Annotated in this window: 11 protein-coding genes; 1 reads left to right on the top strand and 10 read right to left on the bottom strand. The window is 43.9% G+C overall.

What is annotated here, in order from left to right; genetic code table 11:
* Positions 1–48: 48 nt before the first annotated feature.
* The 3 genes from AB4384_RS01215 to AB4384_RS01205 all read right to left on the bottom strand — a co-directional run bounded on the left by AB4384_RS01215 (position 49) and on the right by AB4384_RS01205 (position 3288).
* Positions 49–1518 (bottom strand): DNA polymerase Y family protein, encoded by a 1470-nt coding sequence (locus AB4384_RS01215; protein ID WP_372128736.1) that lies wholly within the window; start codon positions 1516–1518, stop codon positions 49–51.
* Between the two features lie 3 nt (positions 1519–1521).
* Positions 1522–2229, bottom strand: coding sequence for a translesion DNA synthesis-associated protein ImuA (gene imuA / locus AB4384_RS01210; RefSeq protein ID WP_372128123.1), 708 nt, complete (start codon positions 2227–2229; stop codon positions 1522–1524).
* Between the two features lie 318 nt (positions 2230–2547).
* Complete coding sequence (locus AB4384_RS01205; protein ID WP_017062135.1) at positions 2548–3288, bottom strand: YciK family oxidoreductase; 741 nt, start codon at positions 3286–3288, stop codon at positions 2548–2550.
* Between the two features lie 143 nt (positions 3289–3431).
* On the opposite strand from AB4384_RS01205, the gene sohB reads away from it, so the two are divergent.
* Positions 3432–4493, top strand: a complete 1062-nt coding sequence (gene sohB, locus AB4384_RS01200) for a protease SohB (protein ID WP_009849001.1) — start codon at positions 3432–3434, stop codon at positions 4491–4493.
* Positions 4494–4678: 185 nt separating this feature from the next.
* On the opposite strand, the gene AB4384_RS01195 is transcribed toward sohB, so the two are convergent.
* The 7 genes from AB4384_RS01195 to pflB all read right to left on the bottom strand — a co-directional run bounded on the left by AB4384_RS01195 (position 4679) and on the right by pflB (position 15236).
* Entirely contained in the window at positions 4679–6241 is a 1563-nt protein-coding gene (locus AB4384_RS01195; RefSeq protein ID WP_017062134.1) for a SpoVR family protein, read from the bottom strand.
* A gap of 11 nt (positions 6242–6252) precedes the next feature.
* Positions 6253–7524 (bottom strand): YeaH/YhbH family protein, encoded by a 1272-nt coding sequence (locus AB4384_RS01190; RefSeq protein WP_017062133.1) that lies wholly within the window; start codon positions 7522–7524, stop codon positions 6253–6255.
* 127 nt (positions 7525–7651) lie between these two features.
* Positions 7652–9586, bottom strand: a complete 1935-nt coding sequence (locus tag AB4384_RS01185) for a PrkA family serine protein kinase (RefSeq protein WP_017062132.1) — start codon at positions 9584–9586, stop codon at positions 7652–7654.
* Positions 9587–10130: 544 nt separating this feature from the next.
* Complete coding sequence (locus tag AB4384_RS01180; RefSeq protein WP_017070032.1) at positions 10131–10631, bottom strand: YfbU family protein; 501 nt, start codon at positions 10629–10631, stop codon at positions 10131–10133.
* A 221-nt stretch (positions 10632–10852) separates the two neighbouring features.
* On the bottom strand, positions 10853–11593 hold the full coding sequence (gene pflA / locus AB4384_RS01175; RefSeq protein ID WP_010437353.1) for a pyruvate formate lyase 1-activating protein: 741 nt from the start codon (positions 11591–11593) through the stop codon (positions 10853–10855).
* Positions 11594–11757: 164 nt separating this feature from the next.
* Entirely contained in the window at positions 11758–12759 is a 1002-nt protein-coding gene (locus tag AB4384_RS01170; RefSeq protein ID WP_017063491.1) for a lipid A deacylase LpxR family protein, read from the bottom strand.
* Positions 12760–12959: 200 nt separating this feature from the next.
* Positions 12960–15236, bottom strand: coding sequence for a formate C-acetyltransferase (gene pflB / locus AB4384_RS01165; protein ID WP_017062127.1), 2277 nt, complete (start codon positions 15234–15236; stop codon positions 12960–12962).
* Between the last annotated feature and the right edge of the window lie 109 nt (positions 15237–15345).

The following is a 15345-nucleotide window of genomic DNA, read 5'->3' as shown; positions in this document are numbered from 1 at the left end:
AGTGAACATGATTGAAAAGGGACGCTGAAATTGAATCAGTAGAACAGACTAGCTAAATAAGCCGTGCAAAAACCACTGTTTATCTGGCGTTCTAAATATCCAGAGCCACCGACCGTTTTCGCTGTGAGCAATAAAGTAGTCACGAATGACCTTCTCTCCGTCCCACCAGCCAGACACAATGCGCTCTGGGCCTTGAGATAAGGTGACGCTATCGGTTAAGGCTTCGGGCTCTGGCAGTAAAATACTGGGCCTGAGCCGCTGTTGAACGACGCTGAGAGCTATGGTTTGTTGCTCGCTCTCTGGGGGTGTTTGCCTTTTTGTCACAGACTTACTCAGTGTTGGGAGCGAATACTGATTGGCCTTTTCTGGCCTTGGGTCGTGCTGTATTTTTGGTGTTTGAATACAGGCTTGTCCAAGCTTTGCTTGCAGTAGTGAGAGCAAATCTAACGCGGCAAGTGTTCCGGTATTACCATCAAAAAGATCATGGTAGGCCATTTGGGGTTCTCCATGACGAACCAAGCTGAGGGTCAGTCCTTGAACCGGTGCGGTGAGCTTGAGTGACTCTAAGGTGAGATGAGTAAGGTTCGCCCATTTTTCAGCAAGGTAATCACCTTGTGCCGAATAAAAAGAGACAGGGTGATCGTCTTTATCTCTTAGGTGTAAAGTCAGAGTTAACTCGAAAGCCACTCGATCGCGTAGCTTCAAAAAACATTCGAGTTGATTCAGTAATTTCAGCAACGGCTTTTCGATAAATAGGATGTTTTCAATATCAAACAATAGCTCCAAATATTGCTGGAAATTCTCTGGTGGATGATAGAAATCAATCGGGTGCTTGAACTGGCCGTTAAGGCGACCGACATAATTCACCAAGTCGATATCAAAGCGGCGTGCGACCTCTTGCAAAGGCAGCTTCAATAACTCTTCAATGATATTAATGCCGACACGATTTAAGCGTTCAACTTGTTTAGGCGGCAGTTCGCTAGAACTTAGAGCTTGCTGATTAACCCAAGTCTTCATCTGTTGAACATTGTTTGTTGCTTGGTTGATCGCTTGCTTACCCAAAAGGATCGCAGAAAGCGGTGAATAACCCGTCGCAAAGTTGAACTGAATATTGAGCGTTTCTAAATGGCTTTTGAGTTCATGCCAATAGTTATCTAGCCCGTCGTAAAGTGACAGCATGTTAGAGGCTTTAATCAACAAACCATTAGGTGGCAATAACGCCATATCAGAAGTGACCAGATACGCCCATTGAGCTATCTCTTTCAGCTTACTTTTCTCCAGCTCAATACTGTAAGGGTGGACGTGTAAGTTATGGCAAAGCGCTGCCGCAGACCCTAGACCCATCTCCAGTGTAATGCCTGAGTCCAGTGCTGCTTGATTAGCCTGCAGCACACGATGATCTTTTTCATCCACGATGATAATAGGTTGTTCGCGTGAGTCTTCGCTCGAACCCAATTCATTAGAGTTAAATAAGGTATCCAACTGCAGAGATGGAAAGTGCAGATAAAGCCACAGCATGCGCTAACCTTGTTTCGCAATAGGAAAGGCCAATACAGTATTACCTGATAGACCGTGGTGTGAACTATCGATGTTGATGACTTTCTCTGTCAGTAACGGCCAATTTGGGGTCATGTCGAGAATAAAGCTGCCATACGACCAACTGCCTTTTCTCTTCGTCACTTCAACCTTTAACCCCTGCGCGTGAGAAGAGAGTTTCATGCTTAAAGAAACGGGTAGGGATAATTGATTATGGCTGGTGGCTTTAAAGTGAAATTGCAGGCACTTGCCCGTTTCGCTTGCTGCTTGTAGGCGTTTGGTTTGGTGAATTTCGAGATCGATTCCCCATAACAATACAGAATGGCAAGCGCCGCTTTTGAGGCACTGCTCAGCTGCCCACAACGCATCGAGATCGCGTTGAGGCTGGATAACGAGAATGTTTTCTAATTCAATGCCTTGGCTGTTAAAAAACTCAGCACAGATCTTCCCTGGCGGGTTAATGAATATGGCCAGTTTTTGCGAGTTTTGTTGAGATAAATAGGGCGTCAGTAGGCGAAGCTCGCCGATCCCTTGTTGTGATTCAACTTCAATAACGCCGTGCGTCGGGAAGCCGCCATCAAGCTGTTTATCCAGTTGAGGATAGCCTGTTGAAGTGGTGCTTCCTTGCGTTGTTGATTGTAACCCTTTCCAGATTAGCTGGCGGTCTTGTAAGTTTTTTATTAGTTCATGCATAATTAAATACCTGTATATTTATACAGTATATTTAACAATGAAAAAGATGCAAAGCAAAATGACGAAAATTAGGGGAATAATACCAATCACAGTAAGTAAGTGATCATAAATAGCGCAGGAAAAATGCTTGAGAACAAGGCAGAAATTTTCGATAAGTAGTTATTCTACAATCAAAATTTCTAACGCCGTTATCGAGTGTTTTAACAAGCTAGGATGACCAGTTATTTACTACGATTGGTATCAGTGTTAGTTGATTGATTTAGATACAAAAAAAGCCGCTATGGAAGCGACTTTTTACTATTGGTCAATGATATCAAGTTACTTAGGTTGAGCATCGATACATTGGCCATTAATGTCTGTCACACTTGGGTTCATTAAGTGTAGGTACAGTGGGATGATGTCGAGTGGCGTTTTTAGCTTATTCGCATCTTCTCCTGGGTACGCTTTTGCACGCATACGTGTTTGAGTGCCGCCTGGATTGATTGCGTTAACACGGATGTTCGTGTCTTCAAGCTCGTCCGCTAGGATCTGCATCATACCTTCGGTAGCAAACTTAGAAATTGCGTAAGTGCCCCAGAATGCACGGCCAGAGTGACCAACCGTTGAAGAGGTAAATACGATACGACCTGCTTCTGCTTTTTTAAGTGCAGGTAGCAGAGCTTGAGTCATCAAGAACTCAGACTTCACATTGATCTGCATAACATCATCAAAGGTTTCTTCATCAATCTGCTCAAACGGGCTCAGAGTGCCAAGAACGCCAGCATTATGAAGTAGACCGTCTAAACGACCGAACTGTGATTGAATGGTTTCAGCCATATCAACGTAGTTCTGCTTTGTCGCACCTTTTAAATCCAATGGGATAATCGCAGGTTGTGGGTAACCAGCGCTTTCGATTTCATCGTAAATGAATTCAAGGTTTTTAACATTGCGGCCTAACAGAATGACAGTTGCACCATGTTGAGCGAAGCTTAGTGCTGCTTGGCGACCAATGCCAGCACCGGCACCTGTAACCAAAATTACTTTATCTTTGAGGGCATCTGTAGAGATTGGGTAATCCACTGTGCTTATCCTTCTTTCTTTTATTATGTTCGTCATTCCATTGATGTTTAATCACACAGATAACCGCAGGAATGATGAGAAATTCTTGGTAATCGTGACAAGATGGTTACAATACACTAATTCATACAATAGGGGATATGACATTGGAATTTTTGTTGGACTACGGCTTGTTTTTAGCCAAGATTGCGACCGTTGTAATCGCCATCATCGCAATTTTAGTGATTGCTAAATCTGTGGGTGGGAAATCAAGCGCGATTAAAGGTGAGCTGGAAATCACGAACCTATCTGAACATCATAAACAGACGATTGAACAACTAGAGCACCATCTACATGATGATGCTTTCATCAAAGCCCGTGATAAAGCAGAAAAGAAAGCGGAAAAAGAGAAAGTAAAATCACGCGGTAAAGAAGTGAAGAAAGCAGCGAAAGAGGGTGAGCTTGATAGTAAGCGTGAACCACATCTATTCGTTCTTGATTTTAACGGCAGCATTGATGCGAAAGAAGTGGCTTCATTACGTGAAGAGGTAACGGCGGTTCTGGCTGTGGCTCGTGAAGGTGATGAAGTATTGCTGAAACTTGAGTCTGGCGGTGGCATGGTTCACGGCTATGGTTTAGCGTCTTCTCAACTTGATCGCATCAAAGCGGCAGGTTTGCCTCTGACTATCTCGGTAGACAAAGTGGCGGCAAGCGGCGGTTACATGATGGCATGTATCGCAGACAAAATTGTATCTGCACCGTTTGCTATTGTTGGCTCTATTGGTGTTATCGCTCAACTGCCAAACTTCAACAAACTACTTAAAAAGCACGATATTGAGTTCGAGCAGCTAACGGCGGGTGAGTACAAACGCACGCTTACTATGTTTGGTGAGAACAGCGATAAAGCACGTGAGAAGTTCAAAGAAGAGCTAGAAGAGACACATGGCCTATTCAAAGACTTCATCCGTGACCATCGTCCTGCGTTAGATCTTGAAAAAGTAGCAACGGGTGAACACTGGTTTGGTACACAAGCACATGAACTTGGACTGGTGGATGAGATCAGCACTTCTGATGACTTAGTCGTAGCGGCATGTAAGGACAAAACGGTTCTAGCGATCCACTACGTACAGAAGAAAAAGCTTTCAGACAAACTAGCGGGCGTGGCAGGTAAATCTGCAGACAGCGTGTTGATGAAGCTGATTGAACGCGGTCAAAAGCCGATTGTTTAAGCTTATTGAGTTCTAGTTCTAGGCTTGGTGCCTTACGTTCATTTACAGACGTTTGAGCCTTAAAAAGAAAGCGCATAAGTCATCAGACTTATGCGTTTTTTTATTGCTCCACTTCCGAGCGGGTGACCACTATGTTGTAGGGGGAGCGGAGTTTTATACCAAACACTGACTTACTGTGATTGATATTAAATCTTGGCTCCATAATCATTACGTTTTGGACAAGTAGTCAGAATCTCTCTATGACCCGTATCTTTGAGCTCTTCCAAAATCACATCAAAGCCCCACAAGCGATAGAGATGCTTCATCACTTCGTCGTAGCCTTTATCAAGCGGGATGCGGTCGTGAGGCACATATTGCAGTGTCATTGAGCGGTCACCACGAACATCGACATTAAACACCTGAATGTTTGGTTCAAGGTTACTTAGGTTGTATTGCGCCGCAAGCTTCTCACGAATCAGGCGATAGCCCGGATCATCATGAATAGCACTCACCTCAATGGTATTTTTACGGTCGTCGTCGAGTACAGAGAACAGCTTAAAGTCTCGAATGATTTTTGGAGAAAGGTATTGGCTGATGAAACTTTCATCTTTGAAGTTGTGCATCGCAAAGTGCACCGCTTCTAACCAATCACTTCCGGCTAACTCAGGAAACCACTCTCTATCTTCATCGGTTGGCTCTTCACAGATGCGTCGGATGTCTCTAAACATCGCAAAGCCAAGCGCATAAGGGTTTATCCCGCTGAAATAAGGACTGTTGTAGGCAGGTTGTGCGACGACACTGGTATGGCTGTGTAGGAATTCTAAGATGAACTTATCACTCACCAAGCCTTCGTCGTAAAGGTGGTTAAGAATGGTGTAATGCCAGAAGGTTGCCCAGCCTTCGTTCATCACTTGAGTTTGTTTTTGAGGGTAGAAGTATTGGCTCACTTTGCGAACGATGCGAACACACTCTCGTTGCCAAGGTTCAAGCAGTGGTGCGTTCTTCTCGATAAAGTAGAGAATGTTTTCTTGAGGCTCGCTAGGAAAGCGGATCTTGGTCTCTTCTTCCTTACTTTTATTTTGAGGAACGGTTCGCCATAGCTCATTCACTTGAGATTGCAGATAAGCTTCGCGTTCTTCTTGTCTTGCTGTCTCTTCTGCAATGGAAATCTTCTCAGGGCGTTTGTATCGGTCTACGCCGTAATTCATCAGTGCGTGACAAGAATCAAGGAGCTGCTCGACTTCAGCAACACCATATTTCTCTTCACAACCACTGATGTACTTCTTAGCAAACAACAAGTAATCGATGATGGAACTGGCATCGGTCCATGTTTGGAACAGGTAGTTGCCTTTAAAGAAAGAGTTGTGGCCATAACAAGCGTGAGCCATTACCAGCGCCTGCATTGTGACCGTGTTCTCTTCCATCAGGTAAGCGATACAAGGATCGGAGTTGATTACGATTTCGTATGCCAAGCCCATTTGGCCATGCTTGTAGTTTTGCTCGGTTTGAATGAATTTCTTACCAAAAGACCAGTGGTTGTAATTGATAGGCATACCAATGCTCGAGTAGGCATCCATCATCTGTTCTGAAGTAATCACTTCAATCTGGTTTGGGTAAGTATCTAAACGGTAATGCTGCGCAACACGTTTGATTTCTACGTGGTATTTCTCCAAGAGGTTGAACGTCCAATCTGGACCATCAGGCAGCATCTTGTCGTTTTTCTTTTTTGCAGCTTTGTTTTTCTCTGCAACGTTTGATTTCGCTGTCATGGCAAACTCCCTTACGCTGTCTCTTTCTGGAACAGTTCTCTAAACACAGGAAAAATATCATCCACCGTTTTAATGTTTTTCATGGCGAAGTTGTCAAAGCTACTCTCGAGTTTTTCGTATTCGTGCCAAAGTGTTTGATGAGAGCGGCGTGTTATTTCGATGTAAGAGTAATATTGGCAAGTTGGCAGAAGCGTATTGACCAGTAACTCTTTACAGCGAGGAGAGTCATCAGCCCAGTTATCGCCATCAGAGGCTTGTGCTGCATAGATGTTCCACTCATTCGCAGGGTAGCGGTCTGCGACAATTTCCTTCATCAGCTTCAGTGCACTAGAAACAATGGTGCCGCCGGTTTCTTGTGAGTAGAAAAACTCATGTTCATCAACTTCTTTAGCCTGAGTATGGTGACGAATAAACACAACATCGACGTTTTCGTAGGTGCGGTTTAGGAACAGGTACAGAAGGACATAAAAGCGCTTCGCAATATCTTTTGTGGCCTGATCCATAGAGCCCGATACATCCATTAGACAGAACATCACGGCTTGGCTAGATGGAATAGGGCGCTTCTCGTAGTTTTTAAAACGTAAGTCGAAGGTGTCAATGAACGGCACGCTTTCAATCTTTTTACGTAACTCGGCAATCTCTTCTTTGAGGCGACCTTCCTCAAAAGGTTGTGCCGGCTCCGTCATTTTAACTTGGTCAAGCTGTTCCATCAGTAGGTTAAGCTCGCGCTTTTTACCTGCTGTCATCGCGGTTCTACGAGCCAGAGATTGCTGTAGTGAACGAACGATAGCGATGTTGGATGGAATCCCCGCGCTTTGGTAACCAGAGCGGTGAGTTTTCCATTCGGTGATTTTGTTGACCTGATTTTTCTCTAGATTAGGTAGAGCTAAATCTTCAAAGAGAATATCAAGATACTCATCTTTTGAAATTTGGAAGGTAAATTCATCTTGGCCTTCGCCATCAGGGCTTGCGTCGCCTTGGCCTGAGCCACCACCTTGACCACCACCTTTAGGGCGTTCGATTTTATCGCCAGTGATGAACTGATCATTACCTGGGTGAACGCGCTCTCTTACGCCGCCTTGACCTTGGTGAAAGTTCGGCTCTTTGATGTCTTTATGGGGAATAGTGACGTCTTCACCTGTTTCTGTATTGGTGATTGAGCGTCGGTTAACTGCATCGGCCACAGATTCTTTGATTTGCTCTTTATGGCGTCGTAAGAAACGCTGTCTATTCACAGCACTCTTATTTTTGCCATTGAGCCTCCGATCGATAAATTGTGCCATAAGAACTCCCTCTCAGCTGATGTCGCGATCCTACTTTTTATTCGGGTATAAGAGTTATTGATTTACTAAGGTATAAAAGTTATTGGTTTATACGAGCTGCTCAGTTGAGCAGCTCAATACCGTTTAGTTATGAGGATTTACGAACTCTTAGGTACCACTCAGATAGCAGTCTCACTTGCTTCTCGGTGTAGCCTTTTTCCATCATACGAGCAACGAAGTCGTCATGTTTTTTCTGATCATCCGTTGAGGTCTTAGCATTGAACGAAATAACAGGAAGTAGCTCTTCTGTGTTAGAGAACATTTTCTTCTCAATCACAGTGCGCAGTTTCTCGTAGCTCGTCCACACTGGGTTTTGACCGTTATTGTTGGCTTTGGCACGAAGCACAAAGTTCACAATCTCATTTCGGAAGTCTTTAGGGTTACTGATACCGGCTGTCTTCTCGATTTTCTCTAGTTCACCATTCAGAGAAGCACGGTCAAATAGTTGGCCTGTTTCTGGGTCGCGGTACTCTTGGTCTTGAATCCAGAAATCTGCGTAGGTGACATAGCGGTCGAAGATATTCTGACCGTACTCAGAGTAAGACTCTAGATAAGCGGTTTGAATTTCTTTACCGATGAACTCTACGTAGCGTGGCACTAGGTATCCTTTCAAGAACTCTAGGTACTTCTCGGCGGTCTCTTGAGGGAACTGCTCCCGTTCGATTTGCTGCTCAATAACGTAGAACAGGTGCACTGGGTTCGCGGCCACTTCGGCTTGGTCGAAGTTAAACACACGAGACAGGATCTTAAAGGCGAAACGCGTTGATAGCCCAGACATGCCTTCGTCAACGCCAGCATAATCTCGGTACTCTTGGTAGCTCTTCGCTTTTGGATCGGTGTCTTTTAGAGTCTCACCATCGTAAACACGCATCTTAGAGAATAGAGATGAGTTTTCAGGCTCTTTTAGTCTCGAAAGAATGCTGAATTGCGATAGCAGATCGAGTGTGCTTGGTGAGCAAGGCGCTTGGGATAGCTCACTGTGCTCAAGCAGTTTCTTGTAGATCTTAACTTCTTCAGACACACGCAGACAGTAAGGGACTTTTACAATGTACACACGGTCGAGGAATGCTTCGTTGTTTTTGTTGTTACGGAAGGTCTGCCACTCAGATTCGTTCGAGTGAGCGAGAATCATACCGTCAAATGGCAGTGCAGAAAGCCCTTCGGTACCGTTGAAGTTACCTTCTTGTGTTGCCGTAAGTAGAGGGTGTAATACTTTGATTGGCGCTTTGAACATCTCCACGAATTCCATCACACCTTGGTTGGCTTTACAAAGCGCACCAGAGTAGCTGTAGGCATCAGGATCATCTTGAGAGAAGTGTTCAAGTTTACGAATATCAACTTTACCAACCAGAGACGAGATATCTTGGTTGTTTTCATCACCTGGCTCCGTTTTCGCGATCGCAACTTGATCGAGAATAGAAGGGCGCAGTTTGATGACTTTGAATTTGGAAATATCACCGCCAAAATCGTGCAGACGTTTCGCTGCCCACGGAGACATAATTGAGCGAAGATAGCGTTTCTCAATGCCATATTCATTCTTCAATAAGTCGCCGTCTTCGTTAACGTCGAATAGACAGAATGGGTGATCGTTTACTGGGCTTCGTTCACCGTCAGCAGACAATACATAGATTGGTAGTTTCTGCATCAGGGCTTTGAGTTTTTCAGCGAGAGAAGATTTACCACCGCCCACAGGGCCAAGTAGGTAAAGGATTTGTTTACGTTCTTCTAAACCTTGCGCAGCATGTTTTAAGTAAGAAACAATCTGTTCAATCGCATCTTCCATACCGTAGAAATCTTTAAATTCGCTGTAGCGTGAGATGACACGGTTTGAGAAAATACGACTCAGTTGAGGGTCTTGAGCAGTGTCAATAACCTCTGGTTCGCCAATGGCTAGTAATAAGCGCTCGGCAGCATTAGCGTAAGCACTTTTATCGTCTTTACACAGCCCTAAGAACTCCTGCAATGTCAGCTCTTCTTCCTTGGCTGCTTCATAACGTGATTGATAGTGGTCAAAGATACTCATAGTCACATTCCCCTTGTTAACCAGTCAAAACTGACGAGCGATTGAAAAATAGGCTCTCCCTACATTTTAAGGTTAGACCCGCTTCCACAATTTTGCTTAACAATTATGTATTTATTTACAATTTTGCGTGTGAAAAACGTGGCGAGCGCAATAGGCAACTTGAGGCGCGTAGAATCAAATTATTTTACATTCGAGGGGATCTGGCCGTTTGTTTTGAGATTTTAGGTCGCTTAATAATACCCGTGCTGGATTTATGTATGTTAAATACATAGTCGAGCCTTATTAATAATCTTGCATGATGAACGGTCTAATGCGCTTGGCTATCAGAAAATAACAAGAGAATGTGAGAATGGTTTATCAAAAAAGTCGTTATTGATTCTCATTATGTTTGAAATGGTAAATTGATACTCTAGAAGGTTACTGCGTTATTTGACGCTGCTTGCGTTTTCTAGTTCAAGTGATTCGAATAAAAAAAGGGTTACTCACGATGAGTAACCCTTTTTCTTGAAACTTTTTAAAAAGTTATCGCTGATCTATTAACGTATTAAGCGCTAAAGATTTGAGATAGCTCTGTCGCACATAGGTGGTACTGACGAGGACAGTTGCGCCATGTTGTTAGCATGCGACGGTACTTCTCTAGCATTGGCATTTGGCTATTGAAGTGGTGATCGGCTTTGTCGAATTGAGGGTAAAGACCTTCAGAATCAACAAGGAAACGCACGTAGTGTACGATCTGCGCTTCAGAAGCGATATCAAAACCTAAGAACTGCAGGCGACGTTGGTCTACTTCAGCACGCTCTTGTTCTGCAAGCATTTTGTTCGACTCTTGCATTGCATGGTACATCTCCATGATGTCGATAATTTCGCGACATTCTGCTTCAGTCAAACAACCAAACTCTTTGTTAAGTTCACGCATTTGGAGTTCGTAACCACGTTCTACAATCGTTTGTAGACGCTGGTATTTCGCCGAGTTCTCAGGGTTCATTTGAGACATTAGGTAGTATTGATTTGATAGAATTAGACGCTGAGCATTGGTCATTTCCATGGGATGAGCCTCACTAAAAAACTAAATGTTATATTCTTTTGTTGCAGTAAGAGTAACAGCATTCCTACGCGTGGAAACATGATCTCAACACGGATTTAATATGATTTTTTTAATTGATAAACAAAAGTTGTAAAGAAAAGTGAAAGGATAGTTAGCGCTAGAAAAGAAAACGCCCCAATCGAAATTGAGGCGCTTGAAATCACTATGAACGTCAGTCTAGATTAGTATTTTACGTTTGAATGGTACTGGCTAAGAACAGCAACAATCTCGTCCATTTTCTCTTTGCTTGGCGGGTTTGTACCTTCAAGAGGGTAGTCAAAACCAAGTGCTTCCCACTTATGTGCACCAAGCTTATGGTATGGAAGCAGTTCTACTTTCTCGATGTTATCCATGTCTTTGATGAATTCGCCTAGCAGATGAGCATCTTCAGGTGTGTCCGTGTAGCCAGGGACAATCACATAACGAATCCACGTCTTCTTACCGATTTTGTGTAAGTAGCGTGCGAAATCCAGAGTACGTCTGTTTGATACACCAATGAAATCGTGGTGAATCTCATCTCGCATGTGCTTAAGATCCAACATAACTAGATCAGAGGCTTCTAGGACTTCATCAACCACTTCAGTGTGCTTACGAATGTAGCCATTAGTATCAAGACAAGTGTGGATGCCTTCAGCTTGAGCTGCGCGGAAAAAGTCACGAACAAACTCAGGTTGTAGCATCGCTTCACCACCAGAACAGGTGATACCACCGCCCGATGCTTTCATGAAATGACGGTATGATTTTGCTTCGTTGATGATCTCTTCGACCGTTACTTCCTTTCCGTCATGAAGATCCCATGTATCACGGTTATGACAGTACATACAACGCATTAAGCAGCCTTGAAGAAACACAATAAAGCGGATACCAGGGCCATCGACAGTACCACAAGATTCGAATGAGTGAATGCGACCAGTTGTAGACATGAGCTATTCTCGTAGAGGAATTTATACCGTTTATTTTATTACAAAAACGGTACATAAAATAGGGTCAAATGGTAACGAGACCTTTAAAAATAAAGGCAACCACCTGTGAAGATGATTGCCTTTATTAAACTTGAAAAGTAAAGGACGAAAGCCCTTACTGGTGGCTAGAAGAAAGCAAACATTGTGATACCGCCAGTGGTGTACACTGACTCTTTCGCTTCTTCGTAATCCGGTGTTTTTGCGGTTAGCGCTAAAGAGGCACCAACGTATCGGTTATACCAAGCGACACCCAATACAGCAGTTGCTTGAATGTTCTCTAAAGTCACATCGTAGATCGCTGGATCTTCGTTGTTTTTATTAGCGTACTCATCAACACCTGAGCGATCGCCTTCGATAGTCAGGTCGTTGAATCGGTAGCGACCTTCGAGGCCTGCATAGGTAAACCAACCAGCGTTTGATGCGCCGATCATGCCCGGTTTGAATGGGTTTTCTGTGGTGATGTTAGCTGCACCAAAGTTACCGCCTAAGTCTGTACCCCAACGAAACATGAAGCCCGTTGAAATGTCACTTCTAAAGTTACCGACGTTGATTTCAGAAACGTTAGAGATTTCGTAGTCAGTATTCGCAAGAGCTTGATTACGCATTAGGTTGAAATGGCTTAGGTAACCAACGCTTCCCGCCCATTCATCATCGACTTGGTATTCCCAACCCATCGGCTCATCCGACTTAGTGATTGAGTGAACCAGCTTTTGAGCATCTTCAGACAGTGCACGTTCGCCCGTAGTACCAAACGTGATATTAAAACGCTGGGCTTGCTGTGGGTTTAAGCTGATGTAATTGAATTCAGTGTGAAGGTAACCTGCGTATGGGCGATCATTAGGCGATGGCGTTTCTAACTCAATGTCAGAAGGCGTATACATCTTGTGGCCAATGGTGATTTCCCACTTGTCTAGAGAGCTTGCGCCCCAGTAGGAAAGACTCAATGGTTTTACCCAGTTATATGGCGTAATACTTGATGATGTGTAACCCAGAAATAAGCCGTTGGTATAGTCTTGGTCGACACCAAAAATACCATCATTATCTAAAGCAAAAGTTAACGTAGAACGCTCAGAGGCTAAAGATGAGAAAGAGAGAAGAATCAGGGGTAAACAACGCAGGTATTTCATGGAGCAGTTACTCTTAAATTATGAACCGCGATATTACCGTAATTTGACAGAATTTGTGGAAAAAAAGTGAATGGCAGGGTGCTTTTTTGCTCAACCTAACATTTCGCGGGATAGGTGAGTGTAGTGCGATTTATTTCAGATATAAAAAAGCCCCGCACATTGGCGAGGCTAATATTATTTACTGTCTATTGAGCGTGAGCTTATAGAGACTCAGTAAATGTACGTGCGATTACGTCAGCTTGTTGCTCTGCAGTTAGAGAGTTAAAGCGAACAGCGTAACCAGATACACGGATTGTTAGCTGAGGGTATTTCTCAGGGTGCTTAACTGCGTCTTCAAGAGTTTCGCGGTTAAGAACGTTAACGTTAAGGTGTTGACCACCTTCAATGCCAGCTTCGTGGTGGAAGTAACCATCCATTAGGCCTGCAAGGTTAGCACGTTGGCTGTCTTGTTCTTTACCTAGTGCGTTTGGCACGATAGAGAACGTGTAAGAGATACCATCTTGTGCGTCAGCAAACGGTAGTTTACCTACAGACGTTAGTGAAGCTACAGCGCCTTTCTCATCACGACCGTGCATTGGGTTTGCACCAGGAGCGAAAGGAGCGCCAGCACGACGACCGTCTGGAGTGTTACCTGTTTTCTTACCGTAAACCACGTTAGACGTGATAGTAAGAACTGACTGTGTAGGGATAGAGTTACGGTAAGTCTTAAGCTTACGGATCTTGTTCATGAACGTAGAAACTAGTTCACAAGCAATATCATCTACACGAGAGTCGTTATTACCGTATTTAGGGTAATCGCCTTCAATTTCGAAGTCAGTTGCAATGCCATCTTCGTCGCGGATTGGTTTAACAGTCGCGAACTTGATTGCAGACAGTGAGTCAGCTGCAACAGATAGACCAGCAATACCACAAGCCATTGTACGACGAACGTCACGGTCATGAAGAGCCATTAGAGACGCTTCGTAGCTGTACTTGTCGTGCATGTAGTGAATGCTGTTTAGTGCAGTCACGTATTGCTTAGCTAGCCAGTCCATGAAGTGATCTAGACGGTCCATTACTTTATCGTAATCAAGAACAGCGTCAGTCATTGGAGCTTCTTTAGGACCAACTTGCATCTTAAGTTTTTCGTCCACACCGCCGTTGATTGCGTAAAGCATTGTTTTCGCAAGGTTAGCACGAGCACCGAAGAACTGCATTTGCTTACCAACGATCATTGGAGATACACAACAAGCGATAGCGTAATCATCAGACTCAAGGTCAGGACGCATTAGGTCATCATTTTCGTACTGGATAGAAGAAGTATCGATAGATACCTTCGCACAGAAACGTTTGAAGCCGTCAGGTAGTTGCTCAGACCAAAGAACAGTGATGTTTGGCTCTGGAGAAGGACCCATAGTGTATAGAGAGTTTAGGAAACGGAAGTTCGAACGCGTTACTAGCGTACGACCGTCGATACCCATACCACCCATAGACTCTGTTGCCCAGATTGGGTCGCCAGAGAATAGCTCATCGTACTCAGGAGTACGTAGGAAACGAACCATACGCAGCTTCATTACGAAGTGGTCGATCATTTCTTGTGCTTGGTCTTCTGTGATTTTGCCAGCAGCGATATCACGCTCGATGTAGATGTCTAGGAAAGTCGAAGTACGACCTAGAGACATTGCAGCACCGTTTTGAGATTTAACAGCAGCTAGGTAGCCGAAGTAAGTCCACTGGATAGCTTCTTGAGCAGTTTGAGCTGGCTCAGAGATATCGAAACCGTATTTCTCAGCCATTTGCTTGATTTGACCTAGAGCACGATGTTGCTCAGAGATCTCTTCACGCAGTTGCATTGTTTCTGCTAGGTTTTCACCGTTTTCGAATTGCTCTTGAAGAGAAGCAAATTGAGCTTGCTTGTCTTTCATTAGGAAATCAATACCGTAAAGTGCAACACGACGGTAGTCACCAATGATACGACCACGGCCGTAAGCATCAGGAAGACCAGTCAGAACACCAGACTTACGACATTTTAGGATATCAGGAGTGTAGATATCGAAAACGCCAGCATTGTGTGTTTTGCGGTATTCTGAGTAGATTTTTGAAACCATTGGGTCAAGAGTTTCACCGTATGCTTTACAAGAACCTTCAACCATACGTACACCACCGTTAGGGATGATTGCACGTTTTAGTGGCTTCTCAGTTTGTAGACCAACGATAGTCTCAAGATCTTTCTCAATGTAACCTGCATCGTGAGCAGTAATGGTAGAGATAACAGAAGTATCGAAATCTACAGGTGCTTTAGTTGCGTTTTCCTGTTTGATACCTTCCATTACCGAAGACCAAAGCTTGTTAGTTGCTTCAGTACCCTCAGAAACTAGGAAAGACTCGTCGCCTTCATACGGCGTGTAGTTCTTTTGAATGAAATCACGAACGTTTACTTCGCTTTGCCACTCACCTGCAGCAAAATCTTCCCAAGCTTTAGCAAATTGCTCTGCCATGACATACCTACCTTTTTAGTAGAAAAAATACGTACATTAACACTGTTGAGCCAGCGCCCCTCGTAAGGGTAGTACACTCTTATTAATAACAATATATATGAGCATATAA

Source organism: Vibrio sp. 10N.261.51.A4, from assembly GCF_041471945.1.
GTDB classification, from domain to species: Bacteria; Pseudomonadota; Gammaproteobacteria; order Enterobacterales; family Vibrionaceae; genus Vibrio; species Vibrio crassostreae_C.
This window is presented reverse-complemented; position numbering and strand designations above follow the sequence as displayed.